Below are 19,178 nucleotides of genomic sequence, written 5' to 3'. Positions count from 1 at the left end.
GTCGTAAAGTCAGGCACCCCGTTCTTCCAGGAAAACCGCAGCCGCCGGGTTGGCGAGATCTTCGGTCGGGCGCGACCCCGGCTCGAACGCAGCCTCGCAGGCTCGGCAGCTGCTACATAGAGTGCGTCAGGCTGAGGTGGGCAACCACAAACGGAACCGTGCCCCACCCAGCGGCGATGCTTCAACGGTGAGCGTGCCGCCCTGAGCTTCCAACGCCCGACGACTGATTGCCAACCCCAGACCAAACCCGCCAGTGGCCCGATCCCGGCTTCGATCCAGCCGATAGAACGGTTCGAAAATCCGCTCACTCTCCTCATCCGGAATACCGATCCCATCGTCGTCCACCCAGATTTCAGCGCCCTTGGCACACACCCGCACACCAATCTGAATGCGTTTTTCGCAGTAGCGCATCGCATTGCGCAGCAAGTTCTGAATAGCGCGGGCAGTCAGCCTTGGGTCGAGGGCGAAGCGTTCAAGTTGTCCGTGCAGGAGTACATCGATAACGATGTCCGGGGATTCCAGTTCTTCGTCAACGCTGCCAAGGATGCTGTCGATAAACTCATCCAGCGACACCTCGACCCGCTCCGGCAGCCGCGCCGGGTTTTGCAGGCGGCTATAGGACAACAGTTCCAACACCAGCTCATCGAGTTCGCGAATGTGCGCGACCAGACCTTGCAGACGCTCGCGGCTGGCGGCGGGCAAATCGTCGGATAACGCCAGCGCCAGGCCGAAGTCCAGTCGTGTCAGGGGCGTGCGCAACTCGTGAGAGACGGCATTGAGCAGGTCCCGCTGCTGGTTGAGCAGGTTCTCGATATCGCCAGCCATGGTGTCGAAGACGTTGGCCAGGCTACCGATGTTGGAGCTTTGGGAAATCTGTGTGCGCTCGCTCAAGTGGCCCTTGCCGAAACGCTCAGCCGTACCTTTGAGGCGTTCCAGGTCGCGCCAGTGCGGGCGCAGCCACAGCAACAGGCAGGCAAGCATCGTTGCGCCGATCAGCACGTTGATGCTCCAGTACAACAGGCTGACGTCCATCGGGTCCGGCGGCACGACCATCTCCACCACCGTCCGCTCGTTCAGCGGCGACACCGCCAGGGTGCGCCAGCCCCAGTCGCCAATGCGCACGACGTTCTCGCCACGCTGCAAACGCTCGCGCTCATCAGGGGTGAAATCGGCATCGTCGTTACTGGTCAGGACGATGTGCAGCGGCTTGAATTCCTTGTCCATCTCCGCGGCCAATGCCGGCCACTGCTCCGGGGGCACGGCATGAAACTGTTTGACGATGAGGGTTTGCAGCCCGCGCGAATAATCGAGGTTGTAGGTGACAAAGCGCTCCTGGAAGACCTTGATCACCACGTCAGGCACCAGATAGATCGCCGCGCTGTATGAAACGATGGTCACCAGGTACAGGCGAAACAGGATTCTGAACATCGACTCAGCATTCCCACTCGGATCGGCTGAACAGGTAACCCTTGCCCCACACGGTCTTGATCTTGCGTGCCTCGCCGGCATGGTCGTCGAACTTGCGCCGCAGCTTGGAAATCGCCACGTCCACCGAGCGGTCGGTGCCATTGAACTCGATGCCGCGCAGGCGCTGCAGAATCTGGTCGCGGCTGAGCACTTCGCCGGCATGCCGAGCGAGCACCACCAGCAGGTTGTATTCGCCGCTGGACAGCTCGACCAATTGCTCGCGCCAGGTCACGGTGCGCTCGGACAGGTCGATGCACAGATTGCCCATCAGAATGCGGTCGTTGGCCGTCTGCGGTTCAATCAGGCTGCTGCGCCGCAGCAAAGTCCGCACCCGGGCCAGCAACACGCGCGGCTCGCAGGGTTTGGTGACGTAGTCGTCGGCGCCCATCTCCAGACCCAGCACCTGATCGTGACTGTCGTCGCGGGCGGTGAGCATCAGGATCGGCAACGTGGCCGAATCGGCGCGCAGCAAGCGGCAGACTTGCAGGCCATCGAGCCCCGGCAGCATCAGGTCGAGGATCACCAGGTCCGGCGGATTGACCCGCGCACGTTCGCGCACATGGTCACCACGGCTGATCACGCTGACGCTATAGCCGTTGCGTTCCAGGTAACTGGCAATCAGTTCGGAGAGCGCGGTGTCGTCTTCGACCAGGAGGATGTTGGGCATGGGGTGTTTCCAGAAAGTGCAGTGGCGTTTGACAGACCGCTTTCGCGAGCAGGCTCGCTCCCACAGGGGACCGCATTTCAACTGTAGGAGCGAGCCTGCTCGCGAAAGCAATCTAACAGTCGCAATAGAAATCGAGGCGTGAAGGATATACGCCCTCGCCCGTGCCTGAGTAAAACCCTTACACAATTTCACACAGCGCCTACAAAGCTTCACCGCTACCCTCGTCGCCTCCCCGTAGGATGCGGGGGGTCATTATTGGGGGATTACATGTCAAAGAATCTGCTTGCCAGGCTCAGCCTGATTGCACTGGCGGTGATGCTGAGCGCTTGTGAGAAGGCCTCGACGGCCGAAGAACAGACGCCTCTGGCCACGGTTCGCATCGAAACCATCCACGCCAGCCCCCTGTCGATCACCAGTGAACTGAGCGGGCGGATTGCCGCGCCACGCATTGCCGAAGTCCGCGCCCGGGTTGCCGGGGTGGTGTTGCAACGGGCGTTCCGTGAAGGCAGTGATGTGAAAAAAGGCGAAGTGTTGTTCCGTATCGACCCGGCGCCGTTCAAGGCAGACCTGGACAGCGCTGAAGCGGCGCTGCGCAAGGCTGAAGCCAATGCGTTCCAGGCGCGCCTGCAAGAGCAGCGTTACGCGCAGTTGATCGAAGGCAATGCCATCAGCGGTCAGGACTATGACAACGCCCGGGCCAGTGCCCGGCAAACGGCTGCCGACGTCGCCGCGAACAAAGCCGCCGTGGAACGGGCGAAACTCAACCTGGGTTACGCCACGGTCACGGCGCCGATCTCCGGGCGCATCGGCCGCGCGCTGGTGACCGAAGGCGCACTGGTCGGGCAGAACGAAACCACGCCGCTGGCATTGATTCAGCAACTGAACCCGATTCACGCCGACCTTACCCAATCGACCCGCGAACTCAACGACCTGCGCCGGGCGTTCCGTTCCGGCCAGTTGCAGCAGGTCGGTCAGGACCAGGCCAAAGCCACGCTGATCCAGGACGACGGCAGTCTCTATCCGTTGCCCGGCAAGTTGCTGTTCGCCGACATCACCGTCGACCCCGGCACCGGTCAGATCATTCTGCGCAGCGAATTCCCCAACCCGGACCTCGACTTGCTGCCGGGCAGCTTCGTGCGCGTGCGTCTGGAGCAAGCGGTCAATCAACAAGGCATCAGCGTGCCACAACGGGCCATTCAGCGTGACAGTGCCGGTATCGCCCACGTGCTGTTGCTCGACGCTGAACAGCGGGTCGGCCAGCAACCGGTCGAACTGGGCGCCGTGCAGAACGATCGCTGGATCGTCACCGGCGGCCTCAAGCCCGGTGACCGCATCGTCACCGAAGGCCTGCAGCACGCCCGTCCCGGCGAAAAAGTGCAGATCGACGACACCCCTCTTCCACTTGCCCAGGCTTCTGGTCAGTAAGCAGGACGCTTTTTATGCCGCAGTTCTTTATCGACCGCCCGGTGTTCGCCTGGGTGGTTGCCCTGTTCATCCTGTTGGCCGGCGCCCTGGCCATTCCACAGTTGCCGGTGGCGCAATACCCCAACGTCGCGCCGCCGAAAGTCGAAATCTACGCCGTGTACCCTGGTGCTTCGGCGCAGACCGTGGACGAAAGCGTGGTCAGCCTGATCGAGGAAGAACTCAACGGCGCTGACCATCTGCTGTATTTCGAATCCCAGAGCAGCCTTGGCAGTGCCACCATCACTGCGACGTTCCAGCCGGGCACTGACCCGGAAATGGCTCAGGTCGATGTGCAAAACCGCCTGAAAGCGGTCGAGTCGCGCCTGCCTCAAGCGGTGACACAGCAGGGTTTGCAGGTGGAGAAAGTCTCCGCCGGCTTCCTGCTGCTGATCACCCTCACCTCCAGCGACGGCAAGCTCGACGACGTGGCGCTCAGCGATTACCTGGCGCGCAACGTGATGAACGAAATCAAGCGCCTGGACGGCGTCGGCAAGGCGCAGCTGTACGGTGCCGAACGGGCCATGCGGATCTGGATCGACCCGCAGAAGCTGATCGGTTTCAACCTGACCCCGGCCGACGTCAACGCAGCCATCGTCGCGCAGAACGCTCAAGTCTCGGCCGGCAGCATCGGTGATTTGCCGACCCGCACCACCCAGGAAATCACCGCGACCATTCTGGTCAAAGGCCAGTTGTCGACGCCGGAAGAATTCGCCGACATCGTCCTGAAAGCCAATCCCGACGGCTCCACCGTGCGCATCAAAGATGTGGCGCGTGTCGAGATCGGCAGTCAGGAATACCAGTTCTCCACGCGCCTCAACGGCAAACCGTCGACCGCCGTCAGCGTGCAATTGGCGCCGGGCGCCAATGCCTTGAGCACTGCCACGTTGGTGCGGGCGAAGATGGACGAACTGGCGCGCTACTTCCCGGCGGGCGTCGAGTACAAGATCCCGTACGACACCTCGCCCTTCGTCAAAGTCTCGATCACCAAGGTGGTTTACACCCTTGGCGAGGCGATGTTGCTGGTGTTCGCGGTGATGTTCCTGTTCCTGCAAAACATCCGCTACACGCTGATTCCGACCCTGGTGGTGCCGGTGGCGCTGATGGGCACCTTTGCGACCATGTTGGCGCTCGGGTTTTCGATCAACGTGCTGACCATGTTCGGCATGGTGCTGGCGATCGGCATCCTGGTGGATGACGCGATTGTGGTGGTGGAAAACGTCGAGCGAATCATGGCCACTGAAGGCCTGTCGCCCAAAGAGGCAACGCGCAAGGCGATGAAGCAGATCACCGGGGCGATCATCGGTATCACGCTGGTGCTGGTCGCGGTGTTCATTCCGATGGCGTTCATGCAGGGTTCGGTCGGGGTGATTTACCGGCAATTCTCGTTGTCGATGGCCACCTCGATTCTGTTCTCGGCGTTCCTCGCCCTGACCTTGACCCCGGCACTGTGCGCGACGCTGCTCAAGCCGATTGCCAAGGGCGAGCACCACGAGAAACGCGGGTTCTTTGGCTGGTTCAACCGGCGTTTCGAGCAACTGACCGAGCGTTATCAAGGCTGGGTCGCCTATGCGCTGAAACGCACGGGCCGTTACCTGCTGATCTACGGCGTACTGCTGATCGGATTGGGCGTGTGCTTCAGTCGACTGCCTTCCTCGTTCCTGCCGGTGGAGGATCAGGGTTACACCATCACCGACATTCAGTTGCCACCAGGTGCAAGCAAGAACCGGACAGTGCAGGTGGTCGAGCAGATCGAAGCCCACAACGCCACTGAACCCGGCGTCGGTGACAGCACGGTGATTCTCGGTTTCAGCTTCTCCGGTAGCGGGCAGAACGCCGCGTTGGCGTTTACCACGCTCAAAGACTGGTCTGACCGGGGTAGCGACGACTCGGCCAGTTCCATTGCCGATCGCGCCAACATCGCGTTGAGCCAGATCAAGGGCGCCGTAGCGTTTGCGGTACTGCCGCCGCCGGTGGATGGCCTTGGCACCTCCAGCGGTTTCGAGTTCCGCTTGCAGGACCGTGGCGGCCTCGGTCATGCCACGTTGATGCAGGCGCGTAGTGAATTGCTCGCTGCTGCCGAGAAAAGTCCGATCCTGATGAACGTGCGCGAAAGCGCCCTGGCCGAAGCCCCGCAGGTGCAACTGGACGTCGACCGCAAACAGGCCAACGCGCTGGGCGTGTCCTTTGCCGACATTGGCAACGTGCTGTCCACCGCTGTCGGCTCGGCCTACATCAACGACTTCCCCAATCAGGGGCGGATGCAACGGGTGGTGGTGCAGGCTGAAGGCGATCAGCGCAGTCAGGTCGCCGACCTGCTGAAGATTCACGTGCGCAACAGCGCCGGGAAAATGGTGCCGTTGTCGGCCTTCGTCCAAGCCAAGTGGACTCAGGGGCCGGCGCAATTGACTCGCTACAACGGCTACCCGGCGATCAGCATTTCCGGTGAGCCGTCACCCGGTCACAGCACCGGCGAAGCCATGGCGGAAATCGAACAACTGGTTGCACTTGGCCCGGCGGGGTTGGGGCAGGAATGGACCGGGTTGTCGCTGCAGGAACGCCTGTCTGGCAGTCAGGCGCCGATTTTGCTCGGTTTGTCGTTGCTGATCGTGTTCCTGTGTCTGGCCGCGTTGTATGAGAGCTGGTCGATTCCGACCTCGGTGCTGCTGGTGGTGCCGCTCGGCGTGCTCGGCGCGGTACTGGCCGTGACTTTGCGCGGGATGCCCAATGACGTGTTCTTCAAGGTCGGGCTGATCACCATCATCGGGCTGTCGGCGAAGAACGCGATCCTGATCATCGAGTTCGCCAAGAGCCTGTACGACGAAGGCCACGACCTGATCGACGCCACCCTGCAAGCCGCGCGCCTGCGACTGCGGCCGATTGTGATGACGTCGCTGGCGTTCATCCTCGGCGTGGTGCCACTGGCAATTGCCACCGGGGCCAGTTCGGCGAGCCAGCAGGCCATCGGCACGGGGGTGATTGGCGGGATGATCACCGCGACGCTGGCGGTGGTGTTTGTGCCGGTGTTTTTTGTGGTGGTGATGAAATGGGTGCGCAAACGCCATAAGACAATCTAACCCACACAACCAGTCCCCTGTAGGAGCTGCCGAAGGCTGCGATCTTTTGATCTTGACCTTCGACAGCACTCCTTGACTTCAAAAGATCGCAGCCTTCGGCAGCTCCTACAAAAGCGCGCTCACCTGGGCTATGGTGGGGATACTTCTGTTTCTGTGAGTTCACATGCCCCTCCTCGCCCGCACCCACCCTCGCCTCTCCTCCGCCGCCGCGCTTGGCATTGCCGTGGGCATTCTGACTCCAGCCGACTCGATCATCAGCAAAATCCTCTTCGGCTGGAACGCCGGCGTCTGGGCTTACCTGGTCCTGATGCTCTGGCTCACCGCGCGTGCCAAAGCACCGGATGTGAAACGCATTGCCGAGGTCGAAGACGAAAACGCCGGGCTGGTGCTGTTTGTTGTATGCATCGCCGCAATAGCGAGCCTGGCGACCATCGCCTTTGAACTGGCCGGCAGCAGGGAACTGGAAACGACCCGCAAACTGTTGCACTACGGCTTTACTGCATTGACCGTGATCGGTTCATGGCTGCTGATCGGGGTGATTTTCAGCGTGCACTACGCCCGTCTGTTCTACACCTGGGGCGGCAAAGACCCCGCACTGCGTTTTGCTGAAGGCCTGACAACGCCCAATTACTGGGACTTCCTGTATTTCTCTTTCACCATCAGCGCGGCGGTCCAGACGTCCGATGTTGGCGTGGCAACTCGGGATTTGCGCAAGATTGTCCTGGCGCAGACGCTGATCGGCTTTCTGTTCAACACGGCCATTCTCGGGTTCTCGATCAACATCGCAGCGGGACTGTTCAACTGATCCCTGCACAAACGTTCTAGTCATCATGCTCGGCGTGGGCGTTAAATAAGTCGGCTATCCGTCTCACAGGTGCAGCATGACGACTCACAACTGGATCGACCTGGCCCAGGACGCCGACACCGGCATCGAGACCCTGCGCGCGCATTTCGAAGGCCATGCCTACGACCCGCACTGGCATGACAGCTATCTGGTGGGCGTAACCGAACAAGGGGTTCAGCAGTTTAACTGTCGGCGAGCAAAGCACCAAAGCACGCCGGGCAAGGTGTTTCTGCTCGAGCCGGGTGACATCCACGACGGTGAAGCGCCGACTGAAGACGGTTTCACCTACCGCATGCTGTACCTCGACCCGCAGTGGCTGAAACGTGAACTCAGTGCAGTCTTCGAAAATGCCCCCGACAACAGCCAGTTGAGTTTCGCCAACACCCTGGCCAGCGACTCGCGACTCGCCCACGCCACCAGCCTGGCGTTTCAAACCCTGCATCACGGTGAGCTGAAAATCGTCCGCCAGACCGCCCTCGACGGATTGCTCGAACGCCTGACCAGCCACCTGCACTGGCGCGCCCGCTATGGCGAGGATCCGCGCCTGCCGCTGGTGGCACAGAAGGCTCGGGAGTACCTGCACGCCAATGCCCGTTTTGATATCGGCCTCGACCAGATAGCCGCCGCAACGGGCGTCGATCGCTTTCGCCTTACCCGCGCCTTCAAGGCTGCGTATGGCATGGCACCCCACGCCTACCTCGTGCAATTACGCCTGGCAACCGCCCGGCGATTGCTGGCCCGTGGCGAGCAACCGGCGACGGTGGCGATGGAGCTTGGGTTTGCCGATCAGAGTCATCTGGGGCGCTGGTTTGTCCGCGCTTATGGTTTGACACCGGCGTTGTATCGCAAGCGCTGCTCAAATCTTCCAGACGCATGATCCGGACTTTGTGAGGATCGGCTCCTGAGATCATTCACGGAGTCCGCTGCCATGTTGTCCACCTTCCCTACGCTGCTGCCATTTTTGCTGTTCGCTTTCGTCGCCTCCATTACGCCGGGGCCAACAAACATTTTGGTGCTGAGTAATAGCGCGAGGTACGGTTTCAAAGCCGCATTGCCGATAATTTTCGGTGCCTGTATCAGTGCCGCGATGATTGTCTGGCTGGTGGGCAGCGGGTTTGGCAAAGTGCTGAATACATACCCGGGAATTGGAACGGCGACGCAGGTAATCGGCAGTGTCTGGTTGACATACCTGTCCTGGCAGATTTTTTGCGCGCCGCTCGACTCAATGGTTCGGACCAAAAAACCGTCCGTGCAGCCACGACGACCAGGCTCGGTGGATGCTGCTGCCCTGCAGTTGATCAATCCCAAGACCTGGATGATGGCGCTCGCAGTGGTCAGTGTATTTGTGCCAGGCGACAGTGAGAAAAGCACCGCGGTGTTGCAGCTCTCCGTGATCTTTTTTCTGGTGGCCCTTCCCTGCCTGGGTGCTTGGGCGGTAGTGGGCGTTCAGGTGGGTACTCGGCTACGTTCCCCCCACGCGCAGAAGTATTTCAACCGAGCGATGGGAATTCTCCTTTTAGGTGCAGTCTGGTTACCGCTGTTAATGATATAGACGACATCGCTATAACGGCGTTAATCACTTCCCCAATCAACTTAAAAGCACTTCACACTCACAGATACGACCTCTTGTAAACTGTCAAGCATGACAGTTTACAAGAGCCCCGAAGCACGCTCTTATGTGACATCCAGAGTAAGGCTATCCTTTCCGAACTTTGGATAACTTACTTCACGAATAACGGAGAGCGAATCCATGAACGCAGTCGTTAAACGAGTCAGCTTTGCTGAAGGAAATTTTGTCACCGCTTCAGCTCAGGGCAACAGTAACTTCCCGGAATTTATTGCCACTTCGCGATTGATTGAAAAAATCAAAATCGGCAGCGAAGAAGCTCTGTTGCTCACGGCCATTGAGCGAGTAAAAGACAATCCGCTTCGGGAAATCTACATCAGCATTCCCGCCACTCTTGCGCCGCAGACTTATAACGTTCAGAACAATCCTTTAGTGTCCTTCGGTCTAAAAATCGACGACAAAATTTATGAAAGCGTCGCCGGTGAGATCACCCTCAACCCGCCCCTTGACGACAAAAACATGGCCGGTAGTTTCAAAGTAGAAGTAGAAGTAGAAGTGCCTGACAGTGATGGCAAGACCTTTGTTGTGAAAGGTAACTTTCAGGTGTTGAAGGCGTAAGCGGCCCTGCAACAGAGCCATTGAAAAGGGAAGCTATTGCTTCCCTTTTTTTCTGACTTTTTAGTCCAGCTCATTCTGCACACACATAAAAACGCCCGATGCAATGCACTGGGCGTCTGGCACTACCTGCCTGTTCCTGCGCCGAGGGTCAGAAACTGTAATGTGCCCCCATATTCACACCAAAGTCTTTGGTTACGTTATCTCCTTTGCTGGTGTCTAGTTCGGCATGCAACTGCCAACGGTCGTTTAATGTCCAGGACGCCCCGGCGGCAACTTCGAATCGAGTACCGGACAGGTCATTATTGAACTTGCTATCGTTGACTCGCACTTCGTTGTTTTTGACAAATTCCTGGACGACCGCTGCACGAATATGCGGTTGCAATTTGCTGCCATTGGCCAGCGTCATACCGCGTCCCAAGGTCACACCTGCCTTGCCTAGCAAGGAACGCGTGGTATCGGCGTCCGCCTTCAGCCCATTGTCCAGACTGAATTCTTTGCCTTGTGCCACTGCCGCTTGCCACTGAGTGAACGGTTCGATGTAGTAACCGTTCTCGAACTCGATGTGTTTGCCGAACTCGACCGACGTACTGGCACCTAAGTTGTTGTAGTTGCCTTTGGTCTTGGTGCCATCGCTGACGGTAACGTCGGCCTTGTTACGGAAGTGATTGAGTTTGGCCAACGTATCCAGGTAGTAACCACTGTCGCCCAGCCAGGTGCCGTAAACACCCAGCGATGTGCTGCCGATGTCCCCTGAGCTACCGCGCTTCAAGTCCAGGCTGGATTGGCTGTAGCCGGCAAAAACACCGAGCAATACTTTCTCGCCGGCGATCTGTACCGGCGTGTCGACACCGATCGACAGACCGTATTGGTTTTGGGTATAGCCATCCCCATACGCATTGTTACTGATGGTGTATTTGCTGCCGAATGTGCGAGCCCAGCCGCCCGTCTGGCCGCCATTGACCCGCAAGTCCCCCATGCGGTTGTTCAGCAACACCATCTCGCCGTAGCTCACGGTAGGCGCGGTGCCGAATATCGCCAATATCGAACGCGTCGGGGTACTCACCTGGTCTTTGTTCGGCTGCAGATACCAATCATTGCCTTCCTGGACCAAACCATAAGTGAAGGCGCCCACGTCAACCGGCCCATTGGCCAGGCCAAACTGAGCACTGCCACCGGCGGTTTGCACCACTTTGATCGGTGTATCAACCACCGGATCCGCGCCGCTGCTGGCGACCAGCAACTGGTGACTACCGGCCGCGCTGCCCGTGACGTTCAACAGGTCGCTGGTACCCGTATTGAAGTCAGTACCCATCTCGAACGTACCGCTGCCAGACAGGTTGGCGACGTTCAGTTGGAAGTATTGCGCGTTAGTGCCAAAACCGACACGACCACCGTTAAGTGCAAGGCTGTTGACCGACTGACTGTCGGTCATCTGCCACAGGGCCTGATTATTGATCGAGAGGCTGGCGACGTTATTGATCTGACCAGTGAGTACAGAACGGTTATCCAATGTCAGCGTGGAAACGCTGCCTGGCGCAGCGGTCACATTGCCGGTCATGTTGCTTTGGTTATTGATCGACACTCTGGCGACACTCTCCAGGTCACCGACAAGTGTTGAAGCATTGTCGATGATCAGACTGGATGCACCCACGACATTGCCGGTCATACGCGCCTGATTATTGAGAGTCGCGGTATTGACGTTTTGCAAGTTACCGACCAGCGATGCATTGTTTTGCAACGTGACGTTAGCGGTACTTCCGGAAGTGGCCACAACATTGCCACTCAACGCACTGTTATCCACCACCAGGTTGGCCGTGGCGCGATTGTTGATGGCCACGAGGGTGCCATTACCCGCGATCAGCGTCGACCCGTTACGGACCATCAGGTTTGCCGAGGTCGGTACGAGCGAGTTGTTCAGGCCAACAACAATGGCTGAGCCAGTCGAGCCCTCCACCCGCGTGCTGTCCAAAGTAATCGTCGAAGGAACTAACGCTGTCGGGAGTGAGTCGGTACCAATCGTCAACCCGTCCCGGCCACCGATAATCGTGGTGCTGCTGGCATTGAGGGTTCCCTCAAGCAGGCGTACACCGAAACTGTTCGCCCCGGTACCTTGCACTGTGGAGTTGTTAAGGTTTAATTCGCTGAAACGATTACCCGCAATACCACCCAGTAAACCGCGAACAACACTGCCGTTATTTAGCGTTACGGTTGAACCACTAGGGACTGCCACGTTGCGTACGGCGGATATACCGATGTCGTTGGTGCTGATAACGGTTGAATTGTTCAGTGTCGCACTGGCATTGGTTAACACAATACCTCTGGTCAGCCCACCTTCTCCCGAAGAAGTAGCCGTCGAGTTGGTCAGGTTGATGACACCGCCGGCACTACTTGTTATACCGAAGGTGATAGCCCCCGTGCCTGTTAGCGTAGCGTTGTCTCCAAGCTGCCAGAAATCCTGTGCAGTGGTGTTATCAAGTGTCTGGTTGCCCCCAGGTAAAACAATGGCTGCCTGCGTCATTGACGCACTCATGGCGAACAAGGACGAAGACACCCAAAGACTGATGTATTTTCGTTTTAAACAACTAACTGACTGTAATGTCATTTTGGATTTCCCGCTCTAATACATTCCAAGACAAACAAGTCAACGACTCCGGAAGTTAATGAGTCGGACTATCGAAAGGCCGCCAGACTACTATTTATCCGCACCTTGTTATGTAGGATTAATCCTGCGAGACGTATGAAAAGTCCTCAGTCGTTGTGATGACTCAAAAAAAACAATGTAGGAGAGTTCGTCAACCCCTCCATATGGGCGACAGTTCTTACGCCCATATGGAGAGGATTACTGACGTGACATGCCGATCAAGGTACTTCCGGGCGTTCTATTTCGCAGTACACCAGGCTGGAGTTCAGCAGCGCGACCGGCACGATCACCGAAGACTCCGTTCCGTTGACGGTATACGCAATGCGCGCATAACGGGTAGCAGGTCGCGTCGGCACGGTTGCTGGCGGTACTGGTGGCACTGGAGGCAGTTGAATCTCGCGCATGGCCGCGTAATTGGTTAATCGGAACTCAAGATCACCCGTCGCCGGCATCGGCAACGACGCTTCGATCAGAGTATTGGGAATCACCGGAGCTCCCACGGTGTTAGCTGTCTGCCCCTCAAATCGCAGATTGACCATCGCGCCGGTGGGAATATTGGTATCGCGTCTGACTCTGATCCGCAGGGCCCGGCGCTCATAAGTTGGTGGCGGCCCCACTGTCAATTGATGATTCAGGCTCGGACAATTGAGCACGGTCGCCACGCGCTCCGGTGTCGTGCCGAAGCCTGAAACAATCATTTGCGGCACAGGCAAGTTAATGACAATAGCCGTGACGTCAACATTGGTAGCAACCGCTTGTTTCATAGGATTGGCGCCGCCAGGGAACCCGACCGTCACATAGGCTTTTCGGGCGTTCACACCAGTACCGTTATTCTCTGCCAGAATCGTCGCCCACGGCAGTGTAGTCGTGACCTCAGTGTCGCCAGCTCGTACCGGGATGGGTGCTCCGACCTGTTTGTCCTGATAGTAGAACGTGACAATCTCACGCCCGGTCACCGGCCGGGCCGGGTCTGCGAGCCAAAGTGGCCAAGTCATCGTGGCGTTCAAAAGGGCTTGCTGTGGCCCCAGTGTGTTGGGGGCGGGTGTTGGCGTTCCCGCGCCTTGGACCACGACCGGGGGGATATTGATGTTGTCCTCACCGGGCAGGTTGGGTTGCTCTGGACCCGCATAGGCGAATTCAAGAGTCGCTGTTCGCTCCGGAGAAACAGGGGGCACCGGAATCGTTGAACGCACCAACTCGTACGTATAGTCGATCAATACTTCATCAGCGCTATTGGGGTCGCCAAAAAGCGGCGCCAGGACGTTTTCATAATCCAAAACGAAGCGCAGAGGGCCGGGTGTTCCAACCGGCGGTATCATCTGCTCCGGCAGAAAGACATCATCGAAATCTGAACGCAGGTGCGGAACAATCCTGTCCCCCGGCAGCGAATTGAGCGGAAAATCAATTTCCATCACCACTCGGCTAGGCGCAGGGTCTCTTACGGTCGCGAAGGTAATCGGCGTAAGGCCGTCAGCGCCCGTGACAGGAATTCTTGGTGCTGCCAGAACAGGTGCAGGGGCTTTGACCACCTGGAACATGGTGGTAATGGGCGAGTTGCTGCTGATATTGCCCGGCAAGTCCCGAAGGTTATAAGCGTAATAGTGCGTCCCCTCGGGCAGCCCGCGCAGGAAGGCCAGCGAGATATTGATAATGCCACTGGCGGGTAATACACCGCTGAATGCCGGCAGCTCACTTTGCATCAGTGCAAAAGTCGTTCGCAGGGAAATGTAGAAGTTGATGAAGTCCAAACCTGCTTCAAACTTGGTGTAGGCGGTGGGAACGGGCACGTTCAAACCACCGGCATTGGCAGGGTCGGCGAGCCAGGCGTCGTTGATGATCACATTGGGCACTGTCGCCAGCGCAGGCCGCGTTCCTGTGCCATTGCCCCGCCCCGGCTGAGCCTGATACGGTGCAGTAAGGTCCACCAGTGGCCGTACAAAGTTAGCCACGGCCGTTGTATCCGGGTTTTCGAACTCGTCATAGACCGCAAACCCGAAGTAATAGGGCGCGTAGTCGCCCGTTGCATGGAAGCGATCCACCATCAATGCCCCAAGAGTCGGGCTATCGGTTCTATCACCGACCCGATCATCGAGGCTGACTGTAAATTCAATAATTGCCGGCCAGACACCTCCTGGCTGATCGACTAACAACTTGGGATTCCCGACCCGGCTGGATTTGTTCGTATCATCGAAGTTTGGGGCCGCGGGTAAAGTAGCTTCCGTAAAAAAATGAAGTTCCACCGAAGCACTGTTCGGGTCCGTGATTGTTGTCAGTTGTACGGTGAACGTTCTCGCCACCCTCAATTGCTCATACGTAAACCTGCGGTCGGCGGTCAAACCGTCAATCACCGGCGTCACAGCCAAAATGCCACCGCCCATATTTGCCTTTACGTTCATTTTCAGAGACTCCAGCCAAGCGTTGATTATTGACTTGCGCTTACTTATTGAGCCGGCAGAGAGCTTCGCGACAACAGCTGCATGCTTCATGCACTGCAAGTGCAAAAAATCCGGCTTTGAAGCGGCACAAGATGTACGGGACGAGCGTTAAAATATCTACCAATTACAACTCCCCTGATTTCCTTCCAAGCGGCATGCTTCGACAACGTCTAGTTGCAGCGTCAATCAGGGTTTACGGCCAATAAAACCTATCAAAACCTCAAGCATTCAAATCACTTACTTCCAAATCACATCTTCTGGTTCTTTAGCATTTCTACTTTTTACAGGTGTCATGTTCATCATCACAATGAAAGCTTTCACCTGGAACAACCCGGTCAAACTTAGCCAGACCTACAGTGGATCGGCCTATCGCAATTCCACCGCGATAAAGTGTGTAACTTGCCTTCGCCGAACCTGTCGTGCCATCTGGCCTTGGCTCTTTCTTGCCCATTGGTGCGATGTATTGTTCAAATTTGTCAGCCCCCAAAACAAAATCGAAACCGATGGGGGAGTCGGCATCCTGTTCAGTTAGCGTCTTTACAAACCGGCCCACGGTACCGGGGATTGCTCTAACGGCGTTCAGTGTGTAGAAACCCTCCCAATCCAGCACGCACTCATCATCTTTGGAAAACCGCCCGGGTTGCGCCGGAACGCGCACTAATAATTCGACCCACATTCGCGGCACTGAACAACAATGGAAGTACCCCCAGGGTGTTGCATTGGGGAACACCGGTTTAGCCAAATTGGTCGGCACCTGACGCTTCAAGGTGAACCGTTGTGGCAACGCTGTGTCCTCGTTGCCGTTATCTCCCAATGTCACCCGGTACCGCAGGCTGATCTCACCTTCACGTTGCAGGTACTGTGGCGGCAGATGGAACCGTGCTGGAATTGTTACCGGGACAGGAAAAGCATTGCTATAGAAACGCGTTTCATCCGTAACGCCCGGCTCCAGCACCCAGATTTCCAATAAGTCGCTGTTTCCAGCCTCTATGGATGGCGAATCCCACAGGGGTATGTTCAGGTACACGCCATTGGTCGATGCATCAGGCGGCAACTGCGCCGTCGGGTCGCTTGGATCCACTCCCTCCACAGTGAACGGTCGGGCCAACACACCAATCTGGGCATTTGTTGTGGAAGCCATCTGCTGTTCTCCGGCTCAGAGCAATTGGGTTTGCATGGAAGAAATTAGACCCGCTTATCTCATTGCCGCCTACTGTCATATTTGACAGGTATCGCGACCGCTCGTCGGAATATCAACGTTTAGCGCGGTGGATCGCGGCACGACTTGCTTGACGGACGACCATTAATGGAGTTTCCTGAAACCGGTTTCAGTGCGGTGTGCTCGAACCTAATAATTCCAATAGAAAGGTCGAACCTTTGAACGATTTCTCCGCCGCCCAGCGCAGCCGCGTGACGATGCTCGACGTCGCCGAACACGCCAAGGTCTCCAAGGCCAGCGTCTCGCGCTTCATCGGCGATGACCGCGCCCTGCTCTCCGATGCCATTGCCCTGCGCATCGAGCAGGCGATTGCCGAACTGGGCTATCGCCCTAACCAGATGGCCCGTGGCTTGAAGCGCGGGCGCACTCGCCTGATCGGCATGCTGGTGGCCGATATCCGTAACCCTTATTCGATTGCCGTGATGCACGGGGTGGAAACCGCCTGCCGTCAGCACGGCTACAGCCTGGTGGTGTGCAACACCGATCGCGATGACGAGCAGGAACGCCAGCACCTGGCCCTGCTGCGCTCCTACAACATTGAAGGGCTGATCGTGAACACCCTCGGCCATCACCGTGATGAATTGCGTGAACTGCATCGGGAAATGCCGCTGGTGCTGGTGGATCGCAAGGTCGAGCAGCTGGAGAGTGATCTGGTTGGGCTGGACAATCCGGCAGCGGTCGAACTCGCCCTCACGCACCTTGAAGAGCGCGGCTATCGCGATGTGCTGTTGGTGACCGAGCCGTTTGACGGCACCAGTTCGCGGATTGAGCGGGTCAGCAGCTTCAAGACGCAGATCGAACAACGCCCGACCCTGCGCGGCACCCTCGTCGAAACCGGCAGCGAGCTGACCGCCAAACTGAAAACCTTCCTCGAAACGCCAGGCCCAGGCCCGAAAGCGCTGTTCTGCGCCAACGGAATCGCTGCGCTGGCCAGCACCCATTCGTTGCGAGAACTGCAGTGCAATCTGTTCGAGGACGTTGGCCTGATTGCTCTGGATGATCTGGATTGGTATCCGTTGGTAGGCAGCGGCATCACCGCCCTCGCCCAGCCGACGGCTGAGATTGGCGCCAGTGCGTTCGAGTGTTTGCTCAAGCGGTTGCGCGGTGATGTCGGGCCGGTGCGGACCCTGGATTTTTCGGCGCGGTTGATTGTGCGTGGGTCGACCCTTGGAAATTTGCGGTGAAAGTTATGGCCTCTTCGCGAGCAGGCTCGCTCCCACAAGGGACCTACGGCGCTCACAACACCCGTGTGGGAGCGGGCCTGCTCGCGAAGAGGCCCTAAAGGTCACCACCTTTTTTTTGAACAAAAATGAAACCGGTTTCAGAGGTATACAACAATGAATAAACCACCCGTTTCCATCAGCCTGTCGAGCTACGGCGCCGACGTTGTTCGCCAGCGCGGCCAGGGATCGTTTATCGACGTGTTGGCCGCCGCAGGCGCCACGCGCATTGAATGGCGCGAAGAACTGCTGACCGTCGAAGACCCCGCGCAACTGGCCGACGCCACTCAGACCCTAGGCCTCGAAAGCGTGTATTCCTCGCCGATGGAGCTGTGGCTGGCTGGCCAGTCCAAACCCAATCCCGAACTGATCTCTGCTCTGCAGCGCGCCCAGGCATTCGGTGCCAAATGGCTGAAAGTGTCCCTGGGTTATTTCACCGACAACAGCGACCTCCAGACGCTGGCCCGTATGCTGGGCAAAAGTGCTGTGCAATTGCTGGTGGAAAACGATCAAACCTTGCACGGTGGCCGCATCGAGCCGTTCCAACGGTTTTTCACTGAAGTCGAGCAACACAACCTGCCGGTCAAAATGACCTTCGACATCGGCAACTGGCATTGGCAAGACCAGTCCGCCGCCAGCGCCGCGCGGTTGCTCGGTCGCCACGTCGGCTATGTGCACTGCAAAGCCGTGACGCGCCGGGCTGACGGCAAACTGGTCGCCATACCGCCGGCCGCCAGTGACTTGCATCTGTGGGAACAACTGCTGCGGCACATGGCCCAAGGCGTTATGCGAGCAGCGGAATACCCGCTGCAAGGCGACGACCTGGTGCAGTTGACCACCGAAACTGTCGCCACCCTCGCCCGCCTCGGTCAAACCCGGTTGGAGAGCGCTCATGTCTGAGATCGATATCCTGTCGTTCGGCGAAACCATGGCGATGTTCGTCGCCGAACAGAACGGTGATTTGGCCGACGTCGGTCACTTCCACAAACGCATTGCCGGGGCCGACAGCAATGTCGCCATTGGCTTGTCGCGGCTGGGTTTCAACGTCGCTTGGTTGAGCCGGGTGGGCGCTGATTCGCTGGGCCGGTTCGTCATCGACACCCTGGAAAACGAAGGCCTGGATTGCAGTAACGTCGCCATCGACACTGCGCATCCCACCGGTTTTCAACTCAAGTCACGCACCGACGATGGTAGCGATCCGGTGGTCGAGTATTTCCGCCGTGGGTCGGCGGCGAGTCATCTGTCGCGGCAGTCAATCGCGCCTGAATTGCTGAACGCCCGGCACTTGCACGCCACCGGCATTCCCCCGGCGCTGTCCGAAACGGCCCGGGAAATGTCTTTCGAATTGATGACCCGCATGCGCGATGCCGGGCGCAGCGTGTCCTTCGACCCGAACCTGCGCCCGAGCCTGTGGGCCAGCGAGCAACAGATGATTAGCGAGATCAACCGCCTCGCCGCCCTCGCCCATTGGGTGCTGCCGGGGTTGAGCGAAGGCCGATTGCTGACCAGTTTCGAAGACCCGGCCGACATCGCCGCGTTCTACCTCGATCAAGGCGCCGAAGCCGTGGCGATCAAACTGGGCCCGCACGGTGCGTACTACCGCACCCATCTGGACCAGGGTTTCGTGGCGGGCGTGCCGGTGGAAACGGTGGTTGACACCGTCGGTGCCGGCGATGGATTTGCCGTCGGCATGATCAGCGCCCTGCTGGAAAACCACAGCTTTGCCGACGCCGTGAAGCGTGCCAACTGGATTGGCAGCCGCGCGGTGCAGAGCCGTGGGGATATGGAGGGGTTGCCGACCCGATCCGAGATGTATAGCGAATTTGAGGCCGCCTTCGCGAGCAGGCTCGCTCCCACATTGGATCGTGTGGGAGCGAGCCTGCTCGCGAAGAGGCCGGAACAGTCACTGAAGATTTAACCCGTTACCTGCTGCGACAAAAACAACAAGCTCAGGAGCACCAC

General features: G+C 58.3%; 14 protein-coding genes. 9 read left to right on the top strand and 5 right to left on the bottom strand.

All coding sequences use genetic code 11. The annotated features are described in order from the left end of the window. Nucleotides 1-126 precede the first annotated feature (126 nt). Both EAH74_RS11590 and EAH74_RS11585 read right to left on the bottom strand, forming a co-directional pair. Entirely contained in the window at nt 127-1,428 is a 1,302-nt protein-coding gene (locus EAH74_RS11590; protein WP_140678426.1) for an ATP-binding protein, read from the bottom strand. Nucleotides 1,429-1,432: 4 nt separating this feature from the next. Next, entirely contained in the window at nt 1,433-2,134 is a 702-nt protein-coding gene (locus EAH74_RS11585) for a response regulator transcription factor (protein ID WP_074876325.1), read from the bottom strand. A 267-nt stretch (nt 2,135-2,401) separates the two neighbouring features. On the opposite strand from EAH74_RS11585, the gene EAH74_RS11580 reads away from it, so the two are divergent. The 6 genes from EAH74_RS11580 (at nt 2,402) to EAH74_RS11555 (ending at nt 9,701) form a co-directional block, all read left to right on the top strand. Further along, a complete protein-coding gene (locus tag EAH74_RS11580) occupies nt 2,402-3,559 on the top strand; it encodes an efflux RND transporter periplasmic adaptor subunit (protein WP_140678424.1) in 1,158 nt (385 codons plus the stop codon). Nucleotides 3,560-3,573: 14 nt separating this feature from the next. Then, nucleotides 3,574-6,672: an efflux RND transporter permease subunit gene (locus EAH74_RS11575; protein WP_140678422.1), complete on the top strand. Its 3,099-nt coding sequence runs from the start codon at nt 3,574-3,576 to the stop codon at nt 6,670-6,672. 163 nt (nt 6,673-6,835) lie between these two features. After that, nucleotides 6,836-7,477 (top strand): DUF1345 domain-containing protein, encoded by a 642-nt coding sequence (locus tag EAH74_RS11570; protein ID WP_140678420.1) that lies wholly within the window; start codon nt 6,836-6,838, stop codon nt 7,475-7,477. A 76-nt stretch (nt 7,478-7,553) separates the two neighbouring features. After that, the gene (locus EAH74_RS11565; protein WP_140678418.1) at nt 7,554-8,393 is read left to right on the top strand and encodes an AraC family transcriptional regulator; all 840 of its coding nucleotides are present in this window, start codon (nt 7,554-7,556) and stop codon (nt 8,391-8,393) included. A 51-nt stretch (nt 8,394-8,444) separates the two neighbouring features. Beyond that, a complete protein-coding gene (locus EAH74_RS11560) occupies nt 8,445-9,068 on the top strand; it encodes a LysE family translocator (RefSeq protein WP_140678416.1) in 624 nt (207 codons plus the stop codon). Between the two features lie 198 nt (nt 9,069-9,266). Continuing rightward, entirely contained in the window at nt 9,267-9,701 is a 435-nt protein-coding gene (locus EAH74_RS11555) for a hypothetical protein (RefSeq protein ID WP_140678414.1), read from the top strand. 148 nt (nt 9,702-9,849) lie between these two features. Here EAH74_RS11555 and EAH74_RS11550 read toward each other — a convergent pair whose 3' ends face one another. The 3 genes from EAH74_RS11550 to EAH74_RS11540 all read right to left on the bottom strand — a co-directional run bounded on the left by EAH74_RS11550 (nt 9,850) and on the right by EAH74_RS11540 (nt 15,918). Continuing rightward, the gene (locus EAH74_RS11550; protein ID WP_240050496.1) at nt 9,850-12,219 is read right to left on the bottom strand and encodes an autotransporter outer membrane beta-barrel domain-containing protein; all 2,370 of its coding nucleotides are present in this window, start codon (nt 12,217-12,219) and stop codon (nt 9,850-9,852) included. Between the two features lie 341 nt (nt 12,220-12,560). Further along, on the bottom strand, nt 12,561-14,738 hold the full coding sequence (locus EAH74_RS11545) for a hypothetical protein (RefSeq protein ID WP_140678411.1): 2,178 nt from the start codon (nt 14,736-14,738) through the stop codon (nt 12,561-12,563). 313 nt (nt 14,739-15,051) lie between these two features. Further along, a complete protein-coding gene (locus tag EAH74_RS11540) occupies nt 15,052-15,918 on the bottom strand; it encodes a hypothetical protein (protein ID WP_140678409.1) in 867 nt (288 codons plus the stop codon). 236 nt (nt 15,919-16,154) lie between these two features. On the opposite strand from EAH74_RS11540, the gene EAH74_RS11535 reads away from it, so the two are divergent. From EAH74_RS11535 to EAH74_RS11525, 3 genes are all read left to right on the top strand, one after another. Then, nucleotides 16,155-17,180, top strand: a complete 1,026-nt coding sequence (locus EAH74_RS11535) for a LacI family DNA-binding transcriptional regulator (protein ID WP_140678408.1) — start codon at nt 16,155-16,157, stop codon at nt 17,178-17,180. A gap of 153 nt (nt 17,181-17,333) precedes the next feature. Continuing rightward, nucleotides 17,334-18,116: a sugar phosphate isomerase/epimerase family protein gene (locus EAH74_RS11530; RefSeq protein WP_140678406.1), complete on the top strand. Its 783-nt coding sequence runs from the start codon at nt 17,334-17,336 to the stop codon at nt 18,114-18,116. After that, nucleotides 18,109-19,134 carry a sugar kinase gene (locus EAH74_RS11525; protein WP_140678404.1) on the top strand — a complete coding sequence of 342 codons (1,026 nt, stop codon included), beginning with the start codon at nt 18,109-18,111 and terminating at the stop codon, nt 19,132-19,134. The genes EAH74_RS11530 and EAH74_RS11525 overlap by 8 nt, the downstream gene beginning before the upstream one ends. Nucleotides 19,135-19,178 lie beyond the last annotated feature (44 nt).

Source organism: Pseudomonas mandelii (assembly GCF_006438925.1).
GTDB classification, from domain to species: domain Bacteria; phylum Pseudomonadota; class Gammaproteobacteria; order Pseudomonadales; family Pseudomonadaceae; genus Aquipseudomonas; species Aquipseudomonas mandelii_C.
Note: the sequence above shows the minus strand (reverse complement) of the source record. Positions and strands in the feature narration are given on the sequence as shown.

What these genes read in the sequence shown, in the direction of transcription:
- EAH74_RS11560 (WP_140678416.1), top strand. Translation starts at nt 8,445, where the DNA reads ATGTTGTCCACCTTCCCTACGCTGCTGCCATTTTTGCTGTTCGCTTTC.
- EAH74_RS11545 (WP_140678411.1), bottom strand. Translation starts at nt 14,738, where the DNA reads ATGAACGTAAAGGCAAATATGGGCGGTGGCATTTTGGCTGTGACGCCG.
- EAH74_RS11570 (WP_140678420.1), top strand. Translation starts at nt 6,836, where the DNA reads ATGCCCCTCCTCGCCCGCACCCACCCTCGCCTCTCCTCCGCCGCCGCG.
- EAH74_RS11580 (WP_140678424.1), top strand. Translation starts at nt 2,402, where the DNA reads ATGTCAAAGAATCTGCTTGCCAGGCTCAGCCTGATTGCACTGGCGGTG.
- EAH74_RS11585 (WP_074876325.1), bottom strand. Translation starts at nt 2,134, where the DNA reads ATGCCCAACATCCTCCTGGTCGAAGACGACACCGCGCTCTCCGAACTG.
- EAH74_RS11590 (WP_140678426.1), bottom strand. Translation starts at nt 1,428, where the DNA reads ATGTTCAGAATCCTGTTTCGCCTGTACCTGGTGACCATCGTTTCATAC.
- EAH74_RS11550 (WP_240050496.1), bottom strand. Translation starts at nt 12,219, where the DNA reads ATGACGCAGGCAGCCATTGTTTTACCTGGGGGCAACCAGACACTTGAT.
- EAH74_RS11565 (WP_140678418.1), top strand. Translation starts at nt 7,554, where the DNA reads ATGACGACTCACAACTGGATCGACCTGGCCCAGGACGCCGACACCGGC.
- EAH74_RS11530 (WP_140678406.1), top strand. Translation starts at nt 17,334, where the DNA reads ATGAATAAACCACCCGTTTCCATCAGCCTGTCGAGCTACGGCGCCGAC.
- EAH74_RS11575 (WP_140678422.1), top strand. Translation starts at nt 3,574, where the DNA reads ATGCCGCAGTTCTTTATCGACCGCCCGGTGTTCGCCTGGGTGGTTGCC.
- EAH74_RS11540 (WP_140678409.1), bottom strand. Translation starts at nt 15,918, where the DNA reads ATGGCTTCCACAACAAATGCCCAGATTGGTGTGTTGGCCCGACCGTTC.
- EAH74_RS11555 (WP_140678414.1), top strand. Translation starts at nt 9,267, where the DNA reads ATGAACGCAGTCGTTAAACGAGTCAGCTTTGCTGAAGGAAATTTTGTC.
- EAH74_RS11525 (WP_140678404.1), top strand. Translation starts at nt 18,109, where the DNA reads ATGTCTGAGATCGATATCCTGTCGTTCGGCGAAACCATGGCGATGTTC.